The following is a 13,561-nucleotide window of genomic DNA, read 5'->3' as shown; positions in this document are numbered from 1 at the left end:
TTAAATAACTAATTATAGTTACATAAGGAGAGGTTTATCCAAATGCATATATACGCAACTCATTCTAACTCTTTTGACTTTAAAGAGGAATTTTATAACCCTCTAGTTCAATTAACTTCACTGATCCCTAATATAAAAGAGATTGTACTACCGCATAAGGATTCAGCAGAACAATTTGATACTCTAAGGTACTTTAAGAACTCCTGCGCTCTCGTTATAGCCGAAGCAAGTTATCCGTCTACAGGTTCTGGAATAGAATTAGGTTGGGCTAGTCTACTAAATATTAAGATAGTCGTCGTACATCATATATCAAAGAAACCTTCATCTTCTTATAAAGTCATTTCTGACGATTTTATTGTCTATGAAAACAGCGAAGACTTAACTAACAAGCTGTATAATTTCATATTAAGGTAGGTAGATAACGTGGAAAAACAGACAAAATTAGTTAAACTAACTCCGATTGTAGATAAACGTATCTCAGAGATTAAACTACGACAAGCTGCTGTTTCGGAACGTAATCTAGTCTTTGACGGTGACGATGAGTGTAGCTATCTAGGTGATACCTTGATATCAATTTCAGGTGTATATGAGGGTATTGAAGAAGATTTAAATTTTATTAATAACTCCCAATCAGATATATCCTATCTCCTAAAGAGGTTAGAGAAGACCGAAAAAGCGTTAGCTACGGCGAATGGAGAGATAGCTAAAAGAGGCGAGAACCTTAACGCTAATGTTATGTACCTAAAAGGTAATAATGGCGGCGACTATGTTAAGCTCGTTCAAAACGATAACCTAAAAAGAATGGAAAATAATTTGATAGCAATTAATGAAGGAATGAGCGAGGCAATAATGCTGCATCCTCGAACCGAAGTTCTGAAAAGCAATCTTTTGGTTGTTGGTGACATTAGTAGCGAGAGGACATTCGTATTGATGGATTTGATAAATTCTCTCCTGATAAAGGGAGGGAGTATTCTAATTATTGATACATACGGGGAATTTAATATGTATACAAGAAAAATGGGGGGGCGAACCATTCCTATACAAGATTTCGAGATAGAAGTGACTTCACCAGGGATTACCTGCGTCACGTTCCCAACTCGATACAATGAGCATTATTATAACTTATTGATAAGCCTTTTGACAGATTTACTGAATTCAGATCCTATAACAGGCTATGATTATATTGTGTTCAATGGCGAGCCTATTCTATTTGAATTAGATCTTTTGCAATTTATGAAATGGGTGTCGCAGGCAAATGAAGAAAATATTAACGTCATTATTATGACCATTGAATTTCATCGAATTTTTGAAAGTTACTATAAACAATTATCCCCGATGTTCCCCTATGTATTGGCATTCGGCTCCCATGAATCTACTGATCCGCAGATCCGAGAATACCTTAATCCAGGTGAAGCATTGTTGATAAATAAAGGAAATCGAGAGCTGATAAAATTTTAAGATTGGGTAGGGGTAGGGGTAGGGGTGGAAGTGGAGTTAGCGGAAAATCAGGAGGATCTCAATAATGAGCGGTATTAAAAAAGATATGAAGGATTTGATTACTAAAGCTGTTTTTTTCATCTTTCTACTATCCCTATTTTTTAATAATAGTGTTGTCGAAGCTGACAACTCGGGCATTGTAAATACTTCAGTGTATGATGCAGTTTATCGAGCAGCTGCTCATCGTTCAGTAAATAATTCAGTATATCAACGTGTATATGACAGAGAAGGTTTTGGCCATAAACTAATCCTTCCCACTGTTTTGGAAAGTGTCTACTCAGAAGAATTGAAAGCAAAACTGGATTTAAGAAAAACAAATATTCAAGAAAATATTACTTTTATCCCAAAAGAGGTATTTGGTGATGTAAATTTTTCAGGGTCATTGGTGATACCGACACACAATTTAACTAATCAGATAAATCTGAATTTTGATCAATTCAAATCTGAGGAGATTATTGATCCCACTACACAATTATCTACCATGAAACTAAATCTACCGATACAGTATATAGAAGTGAAATCAGCTGCTGACACACGAACCAAAATTAAAACGAGTGATAATTATTCAGTTATTATAGATATTGATTTTAAAGAGCCCGTAATGATATTAGAATACACAATACATTTCAAAAATAATGCGGAGGTTATCCATAACGATAATTCCAGCAAATATCAATTAGGACAACAAGTGGGCATATATAGGACCGAATACAGCGCGCAAGTACTGATAGAAACAGAGTTGCTCCAGAAGTAGACAATAGCTTTTTCTTTGAAGCTTGGCGATAAGAATTACACTAAAAAAATTAGGGGGATTTACTAATGAAAGTGAAATCAATTTCTTTGCTAATGGCTCTGCTGTTTCTTTCGGTCTCCTTTGCTGGTTCGGCAATCGCGACCGACCACAAGGAAACGAAGATTGTTTTATCCGGCGTCAACGAAAATCATACAGTAACTCTGTATAATAATGATTACATTACAGGTGTTTCAATCCGGTGCAAAATGGTTGGAGATTCTCTCTACATTTTAACAGACAATGCATTACCGCTTGTTGATAAATGGTCTTATAGAGAAGAAATAAATACATCAAAAGTAGTAATTAACAATGGTAGTCACAATGAGGTCACGATTTCGACAGGCAATCGCAATTATATTGATCTCGAAGGAGCGGCACAAGGACTGACCGATACAATAAAGACGGAACTGCAAAAAGGGTATTTTCCCTTGCGGTTTGTTTATGAGTTAGGCGGTTACAAGCTCAATTATGATCCTTCTCAAAATAGCATTACCTTTCAGTGAAACGCAATCAATTTGACAAAATGAATGGGGACATTCGTGTTCAATGGTACAACGGAGCGAAAACGAGTTGGATAAGTGCAGATTACTTCACTAGCATTGAACACCATTGTAACGCCATAAAATCAGAAAATACCTAAAAAAAAGGCAGTCCAAAACTTTAACCAAGTTTGGGCTGCCTTTTATTAAATATATACAATAAGTAAGTAATTCAAGGAGATCTCATGTTCGGACATAATGAAGTTTTTGATTAAGAGAGCGCATGCCGCCGGCTCAAGCAGTCTAATGCTTTATTTTCTGCATCAGTTTCTTCCGGATGCGGACGGGCATCGATCAGCGTCAAGAAAGCAGTGGTACATGCAGCAGCAGCTCACAAATCGCTACCTAATCCCTTATTTATAATGATTTTATCCCAATACCTCTCCGTATAAATAATAACCTAATAAATACCTATAGAAATTAGAACATTTGTTCTGTATATTGGGTATAATAAGAATGAATGTTCGTGAAGGTGTTTAGGGAAACAATCTCAAAAAGTGCATACAATGCTTTGCAAATAAAGAACTCAGGACATTTATAAATGAAAATATTCTGGAAATATAATACAACCATTTAAGGAGCTGGTCCGATGAAGAATAAGCAATCAGTCATAATGCTAGAATACAAGGATAGACCGGTTGTAGTGGCTGGGGCTAAATCGTATGGAGTCACTACTGCTGAGCGTGAGCGCTATATGGAATCTACCGTAACCGTGGGGTGTATGTGTAGTCCGTTCGATGCTCCTACAGGTTTCTCAAGGCAGATGATCATGCCAGATCCAACGAATATCACAAACACGGTATACGAGGCTGCCCGTAAGTTGTTTTATCAGTTTTGGGACGGCATGCCGGTGCGTAGAGCTGGCGTGACGATCAGCTGGTTAGTGGAGGACGCAGAATATCAAATCACAATGTTAGAAGACCAGGAAAGGCAGCGAACAATGGAAAAGGCGATAGACTACATCAAGGATCGATTCGGCAGCGCAGCAATTGCCAGAGTTTCATCCTTCGGTGCCGCGGGGCAAGCACAGCGTAGAGCTCTTAAAATTGGAGGTATCTAAAAATGAGCAAAAAACTCGAAGGCAACGGTCGCTGGGAGTCGTCAAGAATGATGTTACCGCAGCATAAAGAGGCATTAATAAAAAGACATGATCCAGCACCGGAAGTTGTCCAGGTGCAGAAGCCAACCGCCGAGGAACATGAGATGATTCTCAATTCAATCCTTCTACCGATGATGCTGACCATGATAGAGAAGAATGGGAAAGAATTCGAAGTATCTACCAATATGCTCAGACGATATTACATAGCTGCGACTCAGATACTGATGCATCGTATTCATACTGAAATGGTAAAAAATAAAAATGAGCTCAAGGCTAGGAAAATAAGGGTTTTTGAAGACATCCGTCCCGATGAGGATCTCAATTACAAGTTTATATGTCGGGGTTATGAGTACCCATTCGCGATAATGAGGGATGTAGTTAAAGCTAAGATCAGTGTTATGATGGGCAACTACGTAAAAGCTTTGTTAAACAATATGAAGGAGTGATTGAAATGGCCAAACTAGCTAAAACCATTGGAAAGAATTCAATTGCTAAAAGACCAACACGGGATGAATTTGAACTGGAAGAGTTAAGCGAAAAGTTAGTAGAAGCGAAACAGGAGGATCAAGAAGTGCTATTAACTGTCTGGGGGCAGACAGAGCAAGTAAGAGGGCGGATCAGGGAGATGGATGCCCGAACTAGAACAGTTCATATCAGCAGGTATGGAGATGTAACAAAAGTGCCGTTCTTGGATATTTGGAAAGTAGAAAGCCCAGGGGCGTAATCCCTTGGGCTTTTTCTGAACCGGATTGTAGCTATATAGATTAGTTGGTTATTCACTTTGTAAAGGCGGATATTCGACTTTTAGTTCATCCAGTGAATTAAACTTGGGTGTTTCAAATACGATCATAGCCGGCTTTTTGTCAGTTGCATCTTTCAGGATATGACCGTAGTATTTTCCATTTTTCTCAAACGTAACCATCGTCCGATTTTTTTCTAACAAGGCATATCGTTCAATAATCATATATATGCTCCTTATCTATGATCTTCACAAATACCGCCGGGTAGATCGGGCTGGAGTCCCTAGAGGAGATGAGAAGCCAGGTAGTGCCCTAGTTGTTATAAAACATTTCATTTGTTATATTCTCTCTGGAGACAGCATTGCGGTGACAGTTAGTCTTGAATTACTGTAAAGAAAATAAAGTTATAAAGCAGCTCTCATCACATGATAATTCAAGAAAGTCGAATTAGGTTGATTCTAATGGATTAGACGAGACAATTTTCCGCATTTTCTCTGTATTTATCTTCGTATAGATAGTTGTTGTCTTAGGATCAGAATGCCCTAAAAGCTCAGCAATGGCCAATAGATCAGCTCCTTCACCATCGTTATATAGAACAGTTGCACAAGTATGACGAAGTTTATGGGGTGTTACTTTATTATTATTTGCCCGAACATCAGCTTCTTTTGCAATTTCCTCAATTATTAATTCAATAGACCTTCGTGTCAGCCTTTGCCCCCGCTTTTCCGAAATAAAAAGAGCGGATTCATCGACTTTATTTCGTTTTTTTAAAATATCATATCGAATCGGTCTATAATTATCAAGGGCTCGGATTATTTTCGGTGTAATAACTAGCCTTCTTTCTTTATTCCCTTTTCCAATGATTGTTAGAGTTCCCTCATCATTGTTAAAATGCAGAAGATCAATATTAACCAGCTCGGATACCCTTAAACCAAGTAATAAGAACATTGTAGTGATCAAATAGTCTCGTTCTTTGGATTTACGTTGCGCAGCAGCCTGCTCAAACTTCATTGCATCTTGTAAAGAGAGACTCTTTGGCAGTCTTACACCTAATTTAGGGTTCTCGATGTATTGTGATACATCATATTGAAGATACTGTTGTCTTACTGCCCATTTAAAAAATTGTTTGATTGCGGATATAATACGTGCTCTTGTTGTTGCTTCGAACAAATCTCCCGCTTTTGGATGCTTTTTATTTGATGTTGAGTTGTTTATGATGTTCGGATGTCGTAAAGTACCTAGATATAATTGAAGATCATTTGCTGTTACATTCTCGATATAAATTACATTCCGGGCTGCCTTCAGCCAATTCGCCAAACTTACCAAAGTGTGATTGTAGACTTCTACAGTGCCCTTAGAATAGTTTTTGTTCACCTCAAGATAAATAGTGAAGGAATCAATGAGATCATCAATGCTAAGTAGATTTGTCATAATATCACCTCTTTCATTTGTGAATTTTCATTTTACTACACAAAATTGTTATTTTGTGTAGTAAAATGAAAATGCCTGCTTCCATTATATTTAATTAAAAAGTAAGCGTCAATGTCGGATGTATCGTTTCCTGTCGGACGACAACATTGCCCACCATCCAAATTATATTATAGGTCTATTCACCCATTTTTTTAACAGTTTTTATTTTCTGTCGAATGGCAATCAACCGTATTTATCCGTAAACGGCAAATTACGACGAATTATAACCTTTTTTTGAAAATATCGTTAATTGAAATATTCGACAAAGGGTTTTTAAGAGATTGACATAACACCATATATTGGGGTAAATTCTTTTTAGCTCAATGGATCTCCACAACTTATAGATGAGGAGTGGATCCATGTGATAACCCTAAGCTTGCTTGATTTGGCAACAATTATATTCTCCGTTTCATCGCTTCTTATTGGCCTTCTTACTTTAGTTACGCACATTATTAAATTAACGAAATAAGGAACCCTACCCCTCGCTAGCAACGTCAGGTGGATTCCTTATAGAACCGGTAAAACGATTTTAGGTAAAAGGGAGATCCGAGCTAGAAACAAACAAGTGATGTTAGCGCATCGCTTGTTTTTTCTTTTTATGGACCTTTATGAACCATAATGGACCATAGCTTTTACCAACTAAACGCATTCTAACATACCAATTCCGTATAGACAATACGTAATTCAACCCAATTTTTTAATTTTAGCGCCGCCGCGGCGCACCGTGGGAACATATCGAGCTACTTTGATAATCCTTTATTATGGAATAATTTGCTCTGTTGATACATTGCATCAATGCTGGTCAACCACATTCCGCTCCGGATCAGCCAGACAAGGATACCTGCATTTTCTTATTCCTAAGCAACGGGATCCTGTTCATCTACCTGCAGCGCTTCCAATAAATCCTACTACCACGTAACACTGTTCATCTGCTCGGCTTCGTCATACGTGTACGCCATCGTGTCCGAATGTAACTCCTGTCGCTCCGATCTGCTAAGGTTGTCGGGAATCAGACAATGTTCTTGTCACCAATCGGGAATCGGATCAAGTTCTTGTCATCCCCAATTGACAAGAACTTGATCCGATAACTAAAAGAGCCCACGGTTTCCGTGGACTTCATTCAGACAATGTTCTTGTCACCCGACATTTCCCCCTGTCTAATTATCCCGGCCAACTGCCGCGTTGTTCTCTGCAAATTAAAAGCCGCTGTTTGGAACCAGCAGCGCGAAACCTTAAACCTTTGATACATAAAAACACTGTTCAGCGTATTTTAGAAACTGCTAATCTTTCAAAATCCCGATTTTTTTCATTAATTCATTTCTGCCGATACTCTCATACTGTTCTTTAACATAGTTAGAAACCTGGATTAAATATGGATGTATCACGCGAATATAACTCATGAAATCTTGGTAAATAGTCTCGGAAATCTGTGTTCCATCATGAATACTCATATATATTGGCCACCAGTCAAACTCTGAAGGAACTGGGTAGCCCAGTATTTCTACATATCTCTCTATATCATCAATAAAGCGCAGATCACCGATTATAAAGTTCTCTGTATTATTGGATAATTCTTCTTTACTTTTTACGTTGCCTAATTTTTCAACAGCTTTCAATATCATTGGAAAAAAATCAAAGGGGTCGGAAACCTCTGGAACATTTGTAAACTCACTCTTGTCGAGCAATTCTTCACAGTAATATTTTCTTATCTCTGAAATAATTTTTTTATCTGTAAAAATGACGCCGCACTCATAATTATTATTACTGCCAAAACTAAAGTTAGCAGAGCCTATAAAGGCAAAATCATCAGCAATAAAGAGTTTTGAGTGGTTAGAAACTAACTCAGCACACAAAACGAAATTTTTAAATATTTCTTCAACTTCTAACTTGTCCTTTTCGGAATAAGTCATTTTTGAATAAAGTAAACTTATATCAATCCCAAGGTCAGCAAGTTTAGAAAGCTCCCTGTAAAAAGTTTTCTCGTATTTACTCTGAAAATTAAAATTGTAAGTTGCAATGAAAATTGCTTTTGTTTCCTTTTTGCATTGATCAAGTACTTCACCCCAAAAATTTGCTTCTTTGAAAAATACCACTTTACCTTCGTGAAATGGGATTTCTTTCTTCATTTTATTTTCTCAGCCCCCAAACTTCTTGGATTTGCTCTGTTGGTTTTATTTTACATTCATAATAATTGGCTGTCATCTATGGCGATATACTAAAAATGACTAAGTTCAGATGAGGGACTGCGCCGGCTCTCCCCTCTCAGTTCGCTCCTGGATAACCGGAACTGCGACGCGGACAGCCGGCGCGCGACGCCTCGCGTTCGTGCTTCCGCAGCACTTCCAGCCTGTCTGGCTCATCATCCGTATCGTCTGCTCCTCAACTTTGTAACTGTAACTCACCATGTCCACACTCCCTTATTAATTGCTACTTACTTTTTGAAATGAACAGCACCAGCTACTACGCCATATGTAAGCAATCATCGCTTTAGCAATTTCGCCTTCTCTTGTTATGATTTGGAGTGCTAACTGAATGATCTCTTCATCATAGCAACCCTAGCCTCATTATGCCGTTGTCGAGCTTCATTAGGTAGTGCGTTTATCGATTCAATCATGGGTTCAGAAGAAATTATTAGAACTTTAAAGAGTGGCTGTACATAGTATGTTGACACATAACTGACGATGTCCTCTTCTAGATCTGATGTACGCTTACAATAATTCGAGTAGCTAATGTTAATCATATTGATTTGTTTAAGTTTTGTCCAAACGGCTTTTTTGTTACGAGGTACTTCTTCAAAAATTGACATCCACCTATCTAAATATTGAGTCCGAAGGTACTCCGTAAGCTGTGTGCGTGCTTTCTGTTCAATGGTGTCTCCCTCTCTCTTCGTTCGTTCAAAGACCTCATAATCATCTTTTCTTACCCATCGTTGTATAGACTCCGTCATGCCTGATCGATGTACATCATATGAATACGCTACAAAGTTCGTTTGGCATTCAATGCAATGAAGAGTTGCGTTCTCTTCAGTACGGTTCCAATCGTCCGATCGAGTTTCTCTAAGAACGTATCCTAAATCGCAGCCGCAAGCTGATTTTTCTCTATTAGTTGTTTCCCAACTCATATAATATTCCCCTTTGTCCACTACAAGTAAAGGTCGCCTCTAATTCCATAATAGCCCGATGTTACAACCTTAAGTATTTGGTCCGATCTCGGTTGCTTCGGAAATAGCTATAGCCTTTATTAAATAAAGAATTTAATTTGTTCCACTTTTTGGACGGCTTTCGGATCTGTAAGGAGTTTCTTATCATCTAGCTGGTTTGAATTGGCCGTAATTGTAATAGATTCTTGAACACTATTGGAAGGCATTGAAATAAGCGCAAGAAAGTGTTCTTCATGACAAATGGAACAAACGTATCTGGTTCCTGGCACTCGCTCGGTGGCCAGGGCATAACGAGTTTCCAAATCTACTCCTTCCTTAATTGCACATGGTCCACAAATCTTACTTTTCATTGTACCACTCCCCTGGTGATTGATTTTTCACCATCAAATCTGCAATGTTGTTATTATCTACCTATAACATAGTCTACTACTATATTATTTTCTTTGCACCGTCATCATCACACAAAATGAAGTTACGTAATATTTATTATGTAACCTTTTTAATTCTTTCAAGGTCCAACTCTCTGAGGATTCTGGTACGCCCACCTGCTTTGCTCTGTCTGATGTTGGGGGTCTGATGACATATGGTTAAGTAAAACTTTATTCAATTCACCTCAGAAATGTTGTCTAGGACGACATGGATTACAAATCTGTTAAAAACACTACCCCATCTCAACAGCTTCTTCATAACAAACGGGTATGCAATCTCACTTGTTCCCGGTTATAGTGCCCGAAAATATACTTCTTTGATAGTGTGCGCGAAATGTGGAAGATTAGTTCTTCTCTATTTTTCGCTGAATGGTTTAAGTTGATAGTACAGCAATTTCAAGCGATTTCCCACGTTTAGATGGGAGAAGTAAACCGGCAACAGCCTTTTCCTTTAGTTCTTTCTTCTCATAAGACCAATCAGCTACATAGGGAGGCATACAAAAATACAATGAATCACAGACATCCAGGTAACTTGTCCATTTATCATCCGCAATCAAGTCATTTCGGGATACTTTTACTTCAATGATGACAATCTGATTATCTTTGTTAAACCCGATCACATCCATGCGTCGACCGTTATTTAGAACCAGTTCGGAAACCGCAACATAACCTTGGTCATATAACCAGCGCATCGCTTTTTGCTGCAGCTCACCGGATAGCTCCAGTATTCAGGTCCTGGCGTGAGGTATTGCGAATATTTCTAAAGTATAGACAAGGGTTAATTTATTGGTTATTGAATTATTAGCTTGGACAAGTTGAGACAATCCAAACGCCGCTCGCTTCCCGTTGACCTGTTCGACCCGGCCGTCGCCATCGTCGAGCCGCGCGACACGCTGCCGGACTCTGCCTGGATCTGGCCGTCTCCCGACTTTGGGGGCAATCCGGAGGATCGGCTCGTCCGCAGAGATACCCTTCAACTGTGCTTCATCGCTCTCCTGCAGACCTTGCCTCCGCGGCAGCGCGCGGTACTCCTTTTGAAGGATGTATTTGAATGGTCCTCCAAGCAGATCGCGGAAACGTTGGCGATGTCGCCGGCAGCGGTGAACAGCGCCTTGCAAAGAGCCCGAGAGACGATGGACCGGGCGCAGCTTCGCTCGGATGAGCTCAGCAGTATGGACGTTCAACCGGAGCAGCAGCTGCTGTCCCGGTATGTGGAGGCCTTCGAGCAATTCGATATTGCTGCGCTCGTCGCGTTGTTCCACGAGGAAGGCTGCATGTCAATGCCGCCCTTCGAGATGTGGATCCGCGGCAAGGAAGATTTGTCCGCCTTCTATTCGCTTACTCGCTGGCATTGCGAAGGTTCGCGATTTGTGCCCATTACGGTGAATGGCGGTTATCCGGCGTTGGCCCAGTATATGCCGGGCAAAGAGGGCTCTGGCCTGGTACCCTGGGGCATCCACGTCATCGAAACCAAAGAAAATCAAATCCTGCACGTTCAAAACTTCATTCATACGCCATTATTTTCGCGATTTGGGCTGCCTGAGCGAATTGACCAATGAATTTCGTCATTGGCTTACGTCTATATCATTGAGAATAACCAAACGACGAATATCATGAGAGAGGTGTCTATTTAAAATGGAAACGAGTCAACCGACGAAAGTAACCGTGCAAGCCGTCATTCAAGCCCCTGTCGAGAAGGTATGGCGCTATTGGACCGAGCCGGATCACATCACGAAGTGGAATCAAGCGTCCGAGGACTGGCATGCGCCGAGAGCCGAAAACGATCTGCGGGTCGGCGGCAAGTTTCTGACACGGATGGAAGCGAAGGATGGCAGCATGGGCTTTGATTTAGGCGGCGTCTACGATGTCGTGAATCGGCATGAGGCGATCGGCTACACCATGGAAGACGGAAGAAGAGTGGATATTGCTTTCGTCGATCAAGGGAATGAGACGAAGGTCATTGAAACGTTCGACGCGGAAAGCTCCAATCCCGTCGATTTCCAGCAAGCAGGCTGGCAAGCGATCATGGACAATTTCAAAGCCTATACCGAACAAAACTAATCATCGCGAAGAAGACGCCGGGGAAGATGCCCGGCGTCTTTCTTTTTGAACCCTAGTACGAGCGTGCTCTCCGTTAGCCTTAACCTTGTGCCGCATCCATGTTCATGTAGTTAATGGCCCACAGATGGCCGTCCAAGTCCACGAAGCCCCAATGATACATGGACCCATGATCTTCAGGTTCAGCGTGCAATTTCCCGCCCAAGGAGACCGCGGTATTCACGATTTCATCGACCTTTTCCCGGCTCTCGAAGGCCAATGCGATCGTCATCTGCGCATACTTGCTCGTATCGACGGATTCCTTCTCCGTGAGCGTATTAAAGAATGCTTGATTGATCAGCATGACCTGCAGGTTGTCGCCGATCACGATGGCTACCGAATTCTCGTTCTCGGGGAATTGCGGGTTGAGCTCGAATCCGAGTCCGGTGAAGAACGCTCTCGATTGTTCTACGTTTTTTACAGGCAGGTTGAAGCTCGTGAATGCGGACGTTAATGCCATTTTCAAAACACCTCTTCGTCAAATTAGTTTGTGTTCATTTATGCCTTCGTTTATATAGACGACAGCCGATCCGGGAATTCATCGGTCTCATGGATTCGGAAGCGTAAATTTTGAAAAATAACTTGGTATTGAGTTCAGATACCCGCCATTCCCGTAAGGTTGCTTATTCTTATTGTGCAGGGATAAAGATTGAACCTCTCTAAAAAGGAATTCGTCTGAATATATGACAGTTAAAGGGTGGGTATCGAGTGACGGAATGAGGAACGGTATGGAAATTAATGATAAAACCGAAGTACGAAAGAAAAAGTTCGAAACCGTCGCCATTTCAGTATTAGGTTAAATATCTTTTTCATGCTTACATTTCTCCTGTTCTCTTCACTAATCGTACGTTTGGCTTATCTACAGTTCGTCGAGGGTCCGAGTCTCTAGGAACGCTAGACAAGCATGATCACGAAGGGCGTATCCATCCCGCCCATCCGCGGCAATATTTACGATTCGGCGGGACAGCAGATCGCATATTCGATCTCAACTCAGTCCCTATACTTTACTTTCAAAACAGGTTTAGATCCAATACTCTAAAAAATTAGGATTTCACAATCAATGGCGTGTAAATTAGGCGCGTAAAACCATTCACTTCTACTCTGTAAGGAATTCGAACAGGCCCATCACCCTTTAAATCCATCAATCTCGCTTTGGCTTCCTCATAGGAATTATGGATTTCAATGACATTGCTATACGCCAAAGTAACTCGCTGCTTCCGATCCATCCGGATCCGTTTCTCCAAAACCATCCCCCCTCTCCATATGAGCTCTCGAACGAAAAAAAGAGAAGAACTAGGAAACAGGCCCTCCGCAGGCCGGTTTTCAAGAGTCCTTCTCTTGTTCTGATCGTATTTGGTTTTCACATTAATATCGTAAATGACTATTCAATAATTTGCAACTAAAATACGTATTGCAATACCAGCTGAATTTATCTTCTTTGAATTTTTAGCGTGGGAGCCCACCGCCCTGCTATCGCGTCCAAGAAGGAGCATGGGAGCCCGCCGCCCTGCTATCGCGTCCAGAAGCAGCATGGGAGCCTGCCGCCCTGCTATCGTGTCCGGGAGCAGCATGGGAGCCCACCGCCCTGCTATCGCGTCCAAGAAGGAGCATGATCGTTTGCTTGTATAGATGCGTTTGTGCGCCAGTTTGCGCATGTAGATGCGCATCCCCTGCTTCAAGCATAAAAGCCTCGTACACATCATTCATATAGGCATAGGACGGAAAGAAGAACAAATAA

The 13,561-nt window shown here is 40.7% G+C and carries 18 protein-coding genes; 9 read left to right on the top strand and 9 right to left on the bottom strand.

Features of this window, described 5'->3' with window-relative positions; all coding sequences use genetic code 11:
• Positions 1–42 precede the first annotated feature (42 nt).
• The 7 genes from G9U52_RS25280 (at position 43) to G9U52_RS25250 (ending at position 4,652) form a co-directional block, all read left to right on the top strand.
• Complete coding sequence (locus G9U52_RS25280) at positions 43–414, top strand: hypothetical protein (RefSeq protein WP_166153446.1); 372 nt, start codon at positions 43–45, stop codon at positions 412–414.
• Positions 415–423: 9 nt separating this feature from the next.
• Positions 424–1,458: a hypothetical protein gene (locus G9U52_RS25275; protein WP_166153445.1), complete on the top strand. Its 1,035-nt coding sequence runs from the start codon at positions 424–426 to the stop codon at positions 1,456–1,458.
• A gap of 64 nt (positions 1,459–1,522) precedes the next feature.
• Complete coding sequence (locus tag G9U52_RS25270) at positions 1,523–2,251, top strand: hypothetical protein (protein WP_166153444.1); 729 nt, start codon at positions 1,523–1,525, stop codon at positions 2,249–2,251.
• 65 nt (positions 2,252–2,316) lie between these two features.
• The gene (locus tag G9U52_RS25265) at positions 2,317–2,793 is read left to right on the top strand and encodes a hypothetical protein (protein WP_166153443.1); all 477 of its coding nucleotides are present in this window, start codon (positions 2,317–2,319) and stop codon (positions 2,791–2,793) included.
• A gap of 625 nt (positions 2,794–3,418) precedes the next feature.
• Positions 3,419–3,889, top strand: a complete 471-nt coding sequence (locus tag G9U52_RS25260; RefSeq protein ID WP_166153442.1) for a DinB/UmuC family translesion DNA polymerase — start codon at positions 3,419–3,421, stop codon at positions 3,887–3,889.
• Between the two features lie 2 nt (positions 3,890–3,891).
• Positions 3,892–4,374 carry a YhjD family protein gene (locus G9U52_RS25255; protein ID WP_166153441.1) on the top strand — a complete coding sequence of 161 codons (483 nt, stop codon included), beginning with the start codon at positions 3,892–3,894 and terminating at the stop codon, positions 4,372–4,374.
• Positions 4,375–4,379: 5 nt separating this feature from the next.
• Positions 4,380–4,652: a YolD-like family protein gene (locus G9U52_RS25250; protein WP_207953187.1), complete on the top strand. Its 273-nt coding sequence runs from the start codon at positions 4,380–4,382 to the stop codon at positions 4,650–4,652.
• A gap of 48 nt (positions 4,653–4,700) precedes the next feature.
• Here the strand turns inward: G9U52_RS25250 and G9U52_RS25245 are convergent, their stop codons facing one another.
• The 6 genes from G9U52_RS25245 to G9U52_RS25220 all read right to left on the bottom strand — a co-directional run bounded on the left by G9U52_RS25245 (position 4,701) and on the right by G9U52_RS25220 (position 10,418).
• Entirely contained in the window at positions 4,701–4,892 is a 192-nt protein-coding gene (locus G9U52_RS25245) for a hypothetical protein (protein WP_207953186.1), read from the bottom strand.
• A 223-nt stretch (positions 4,893–5,115) separates the two neighbouring features.
• A complete protein-coding gene (locus G9U52_RS25240) occupies positions 5,116–6,099 on the bottom strand; it encodes a tyrosine-type recombinase/integrase (RefSeq protein WP_166153440.1) in 984 nt (327 codons plus the stop codon).
• Positions 6,100–7,418: 1,319 nt separating this feature from the next.
• Positions 7,419–8,264 carry a phospholipase D-like domain-containing protein gene (locus G9U52_RS25235; RefSeq protein ID WP_166153439.1) on the bottom strand — a complete coding sequence of 282 codons (846 nt, stop codon included), beginning with the start codon at positions 8,262–8,264 and terminating at the stop codon, positions 7,419–7,421.
• Positions 8,265–8,662: 398 nt separating this feature from the next.
• The gene (locus tag G9U52_RS25230) at positions 8,663–9,259 is read right to left on the bottom strand and encodes a hypothetical protein (protein WP_166153438.1); all 597 of its coding nucleotides are present in this window, start codon (positions 9,257–9,259) and stop codon (positions 8,663–8,665) included.
• A 119-nt stretch (positions 9,260–9,378) separates the two neighbouring features.
• On the bottom strand, positions 9,379–9,648 hold the full coding sequence (locus G9U52_RS25225; protein WP_166153437.1) for a hypothetical protein: 270 nt from the start codon (positions 9,646–9,648) through the stop codon (positions 9,379–9,381).
• Positions 9,649–10,100: 452 nt separating this feature from the next.
• Complete coding sequence (locus G9U52_RS25220) at positions 10,101–10,418, bottom strand: MmcB family DNA repair protein (RefSeq protein WP_166153436.1); 318 nt, start codon at positions 10,416–10,418, stop codon at positions 10,101–10,103.
• Positions 10,419–10,532: 114 nt separating this feature from the next.
• On the opposite strand from G9U52_RS25220, the gene G9U52_RS25215 reads away from it, so the two are divergent.
• Positions 10,533–11,285, top strand: a complete 753-nt coding sequence (locus tag G9U52_RS25215; protein ID WP_311764925.1) for an RNA polymerase subunit sigma-70 — start codon at positions 10,533–10,535, stop codon at positions 11,283–11,285.
• A gap of 76 nt (positions 11,286–11,361) precedes the next feature.
• Entirely contained in the window at positions 11,362–11,787 is a 426-nt protein-coding gene (locus G9U52_RS25210; protein ID WP_166153435.1) for an SRPBCC family protein, read from the top strand.
• Between the two features lie 79 nt (positions 11,788–11,866).
• Here G9U52_RS25210 and G9U52_RS25205 read toward each other — a convergent pair whose 3' ends face one another.
• The 3 genes from G9U52_RS25205 to G9U52_RS25195 form a co-directional block, all read right to left on the bottom strand.
• Positions 11,867–12,283 carry a VOC family protein gene (locus G9U52_RS25205; RefSeq protein WP_166153434.1) on the bottom strand — a complete coding sequence of 139 codons (417 nt, stop codon included), beginning with the start codon at positions 12,281–12,283 and terminating at the stop codon, positions 11,867–11,869.
• A 583-nt stretch (positions 12,284–12,866) separates the two neighbouring features.
• Complete coding sequence (locus G9U52_RS25200; protein WP_166153433.1) at positions 12,867–13,067, bottom strand: hypothetical protein; 201 nt, start codon at positions 13,065–13,067, stop codon at positions 12,867–12,869.
• 226 nt (positions 13,068–13,293) lie between these two features.
• The coding region (locus tag G9U52_RS25195; RefSeq protein ID WP_166153432.1) for a hypothetical protein at positions 13,294–13,561 on the bottom strand (268 nt) is incomplete at its 5' end.

Source organism: Paenibacillus agricola (genome assembly GCF_011440305.1).
In the GTDB taxonomy this organism is placed as follows: domain Bacteria; phylum Bacillota; class Bacilli; order Paenibacillales; family NBRC-103111; genus Paenibacillus_S; species Paenibacillus_S agricola.
The sequence above is the reverse complement of the archived record's forward strand: the minus strand, read 5'-3'. Positions and strand labels throughout refer to the sequence as shown.

Excerpts from the sequence above, each read along its gene's own strand:
- G9U52_RS25270 (WP_166153444.1), top strand. The coding sequence starts at position 1,523 with ATGAGCGGTATTAAAAAAGATATGAAGGATTTGATTACTAAAGCTGTT.
- G9U52_RS25220 (WP_166153436.1), bottom strand. The coding sequence starts at position 10,418 with ATGCGCTGGTTATATGACCAAGGTTATGTTGCGGTTTCCGAACTGGTT.
- G9U52_RS25225 (WP_166153437.1), bottom strand. The coding sequence starts at position 9,648 with ATGAAAAGTAAGATTTGTGGACCATGTGCAATTAAGGAAGGAGTAGAT.
- G9U52_RS25255 (WP_166153441.1), top strand. The coding sequence starts at position 3,892 with ATGAGCAAAAAACTCGAAGGCAACGGTCGCTGGGAGTCGTCAAGAATG.
- G9U52_RS25230 (WP_166153438.1), bottom strand. The coding sequence starts at position 9,259 with ATGAGTTGGGAAACAACTAATAGAGAAAAATCAGCTTGCGGCTGCGAT.
- G9U52_RS25250 (WP_207953187.1), top strand. The coding sequence starts at position 4,380 with ATGGCCAAACTAGCTAAAACCATTGGAAAGAATTCAATTGCTAAAAGA.
- G9U52_RS25265 (WP_166153443.1), top strand. The coding sequence starts at position 2,317 with ATGAAAGTGAAATCAATTTCTTTGCTAATGGCTCTGCTGTTTCTTTCG.
- G9U52_RS25205 (WP_166153434.1), bottom strand. The coding sequence starts at position 12,283 with ATGGCATTAACGTCCGCATTCACGAGCTTCAACCTGCCTGTAAAAAAC.
- G9U52_RS25240 (WP_166153440.1), bottom strand. The coding sequence starts at position 6,099 with ATGACAAATCTACTTAGCATTGATGATCTCATTGATTCCTTCACTATT.
- G9U52_RS25260 (WP_166153442.1), top strand. The coding sequence starts at position 3,419 with ATGAAGAATAAGCAATCAGTCATAATGCTAGAATACAAGGATAGACCG.
- G9U52_RS25235 (WP_166153439.1), bottom strand. The coding sequence starts at position 8,264 with ATGAAGAAAGAAATCCCATTTCACGAAGGTAAAGTGGTATTTTTCAAA.
- G9U52_RS25245 (WP_207953186.1), bottom strand. The coding sequence starts at position 4,892 with ATGATTATTGAACGATATGCCTTGTTAGAAAAAAATCGGACGATGGTT.
- G9U52_RS25280 (WP_166153446.1), top strand. The coding sequence starts at position 43 with ATGCATATATACGCAACTCATTCTAACTCTTTTGACTTTAAAGAGGAA.
- G9U52_RS25210 (WP_166153435.1), top strand. The coding sequence starts at position 11,362 with ATGGAAACGAGTCAACCGACGAAAGTAACCGTGCAAGCCGTCATTCAA.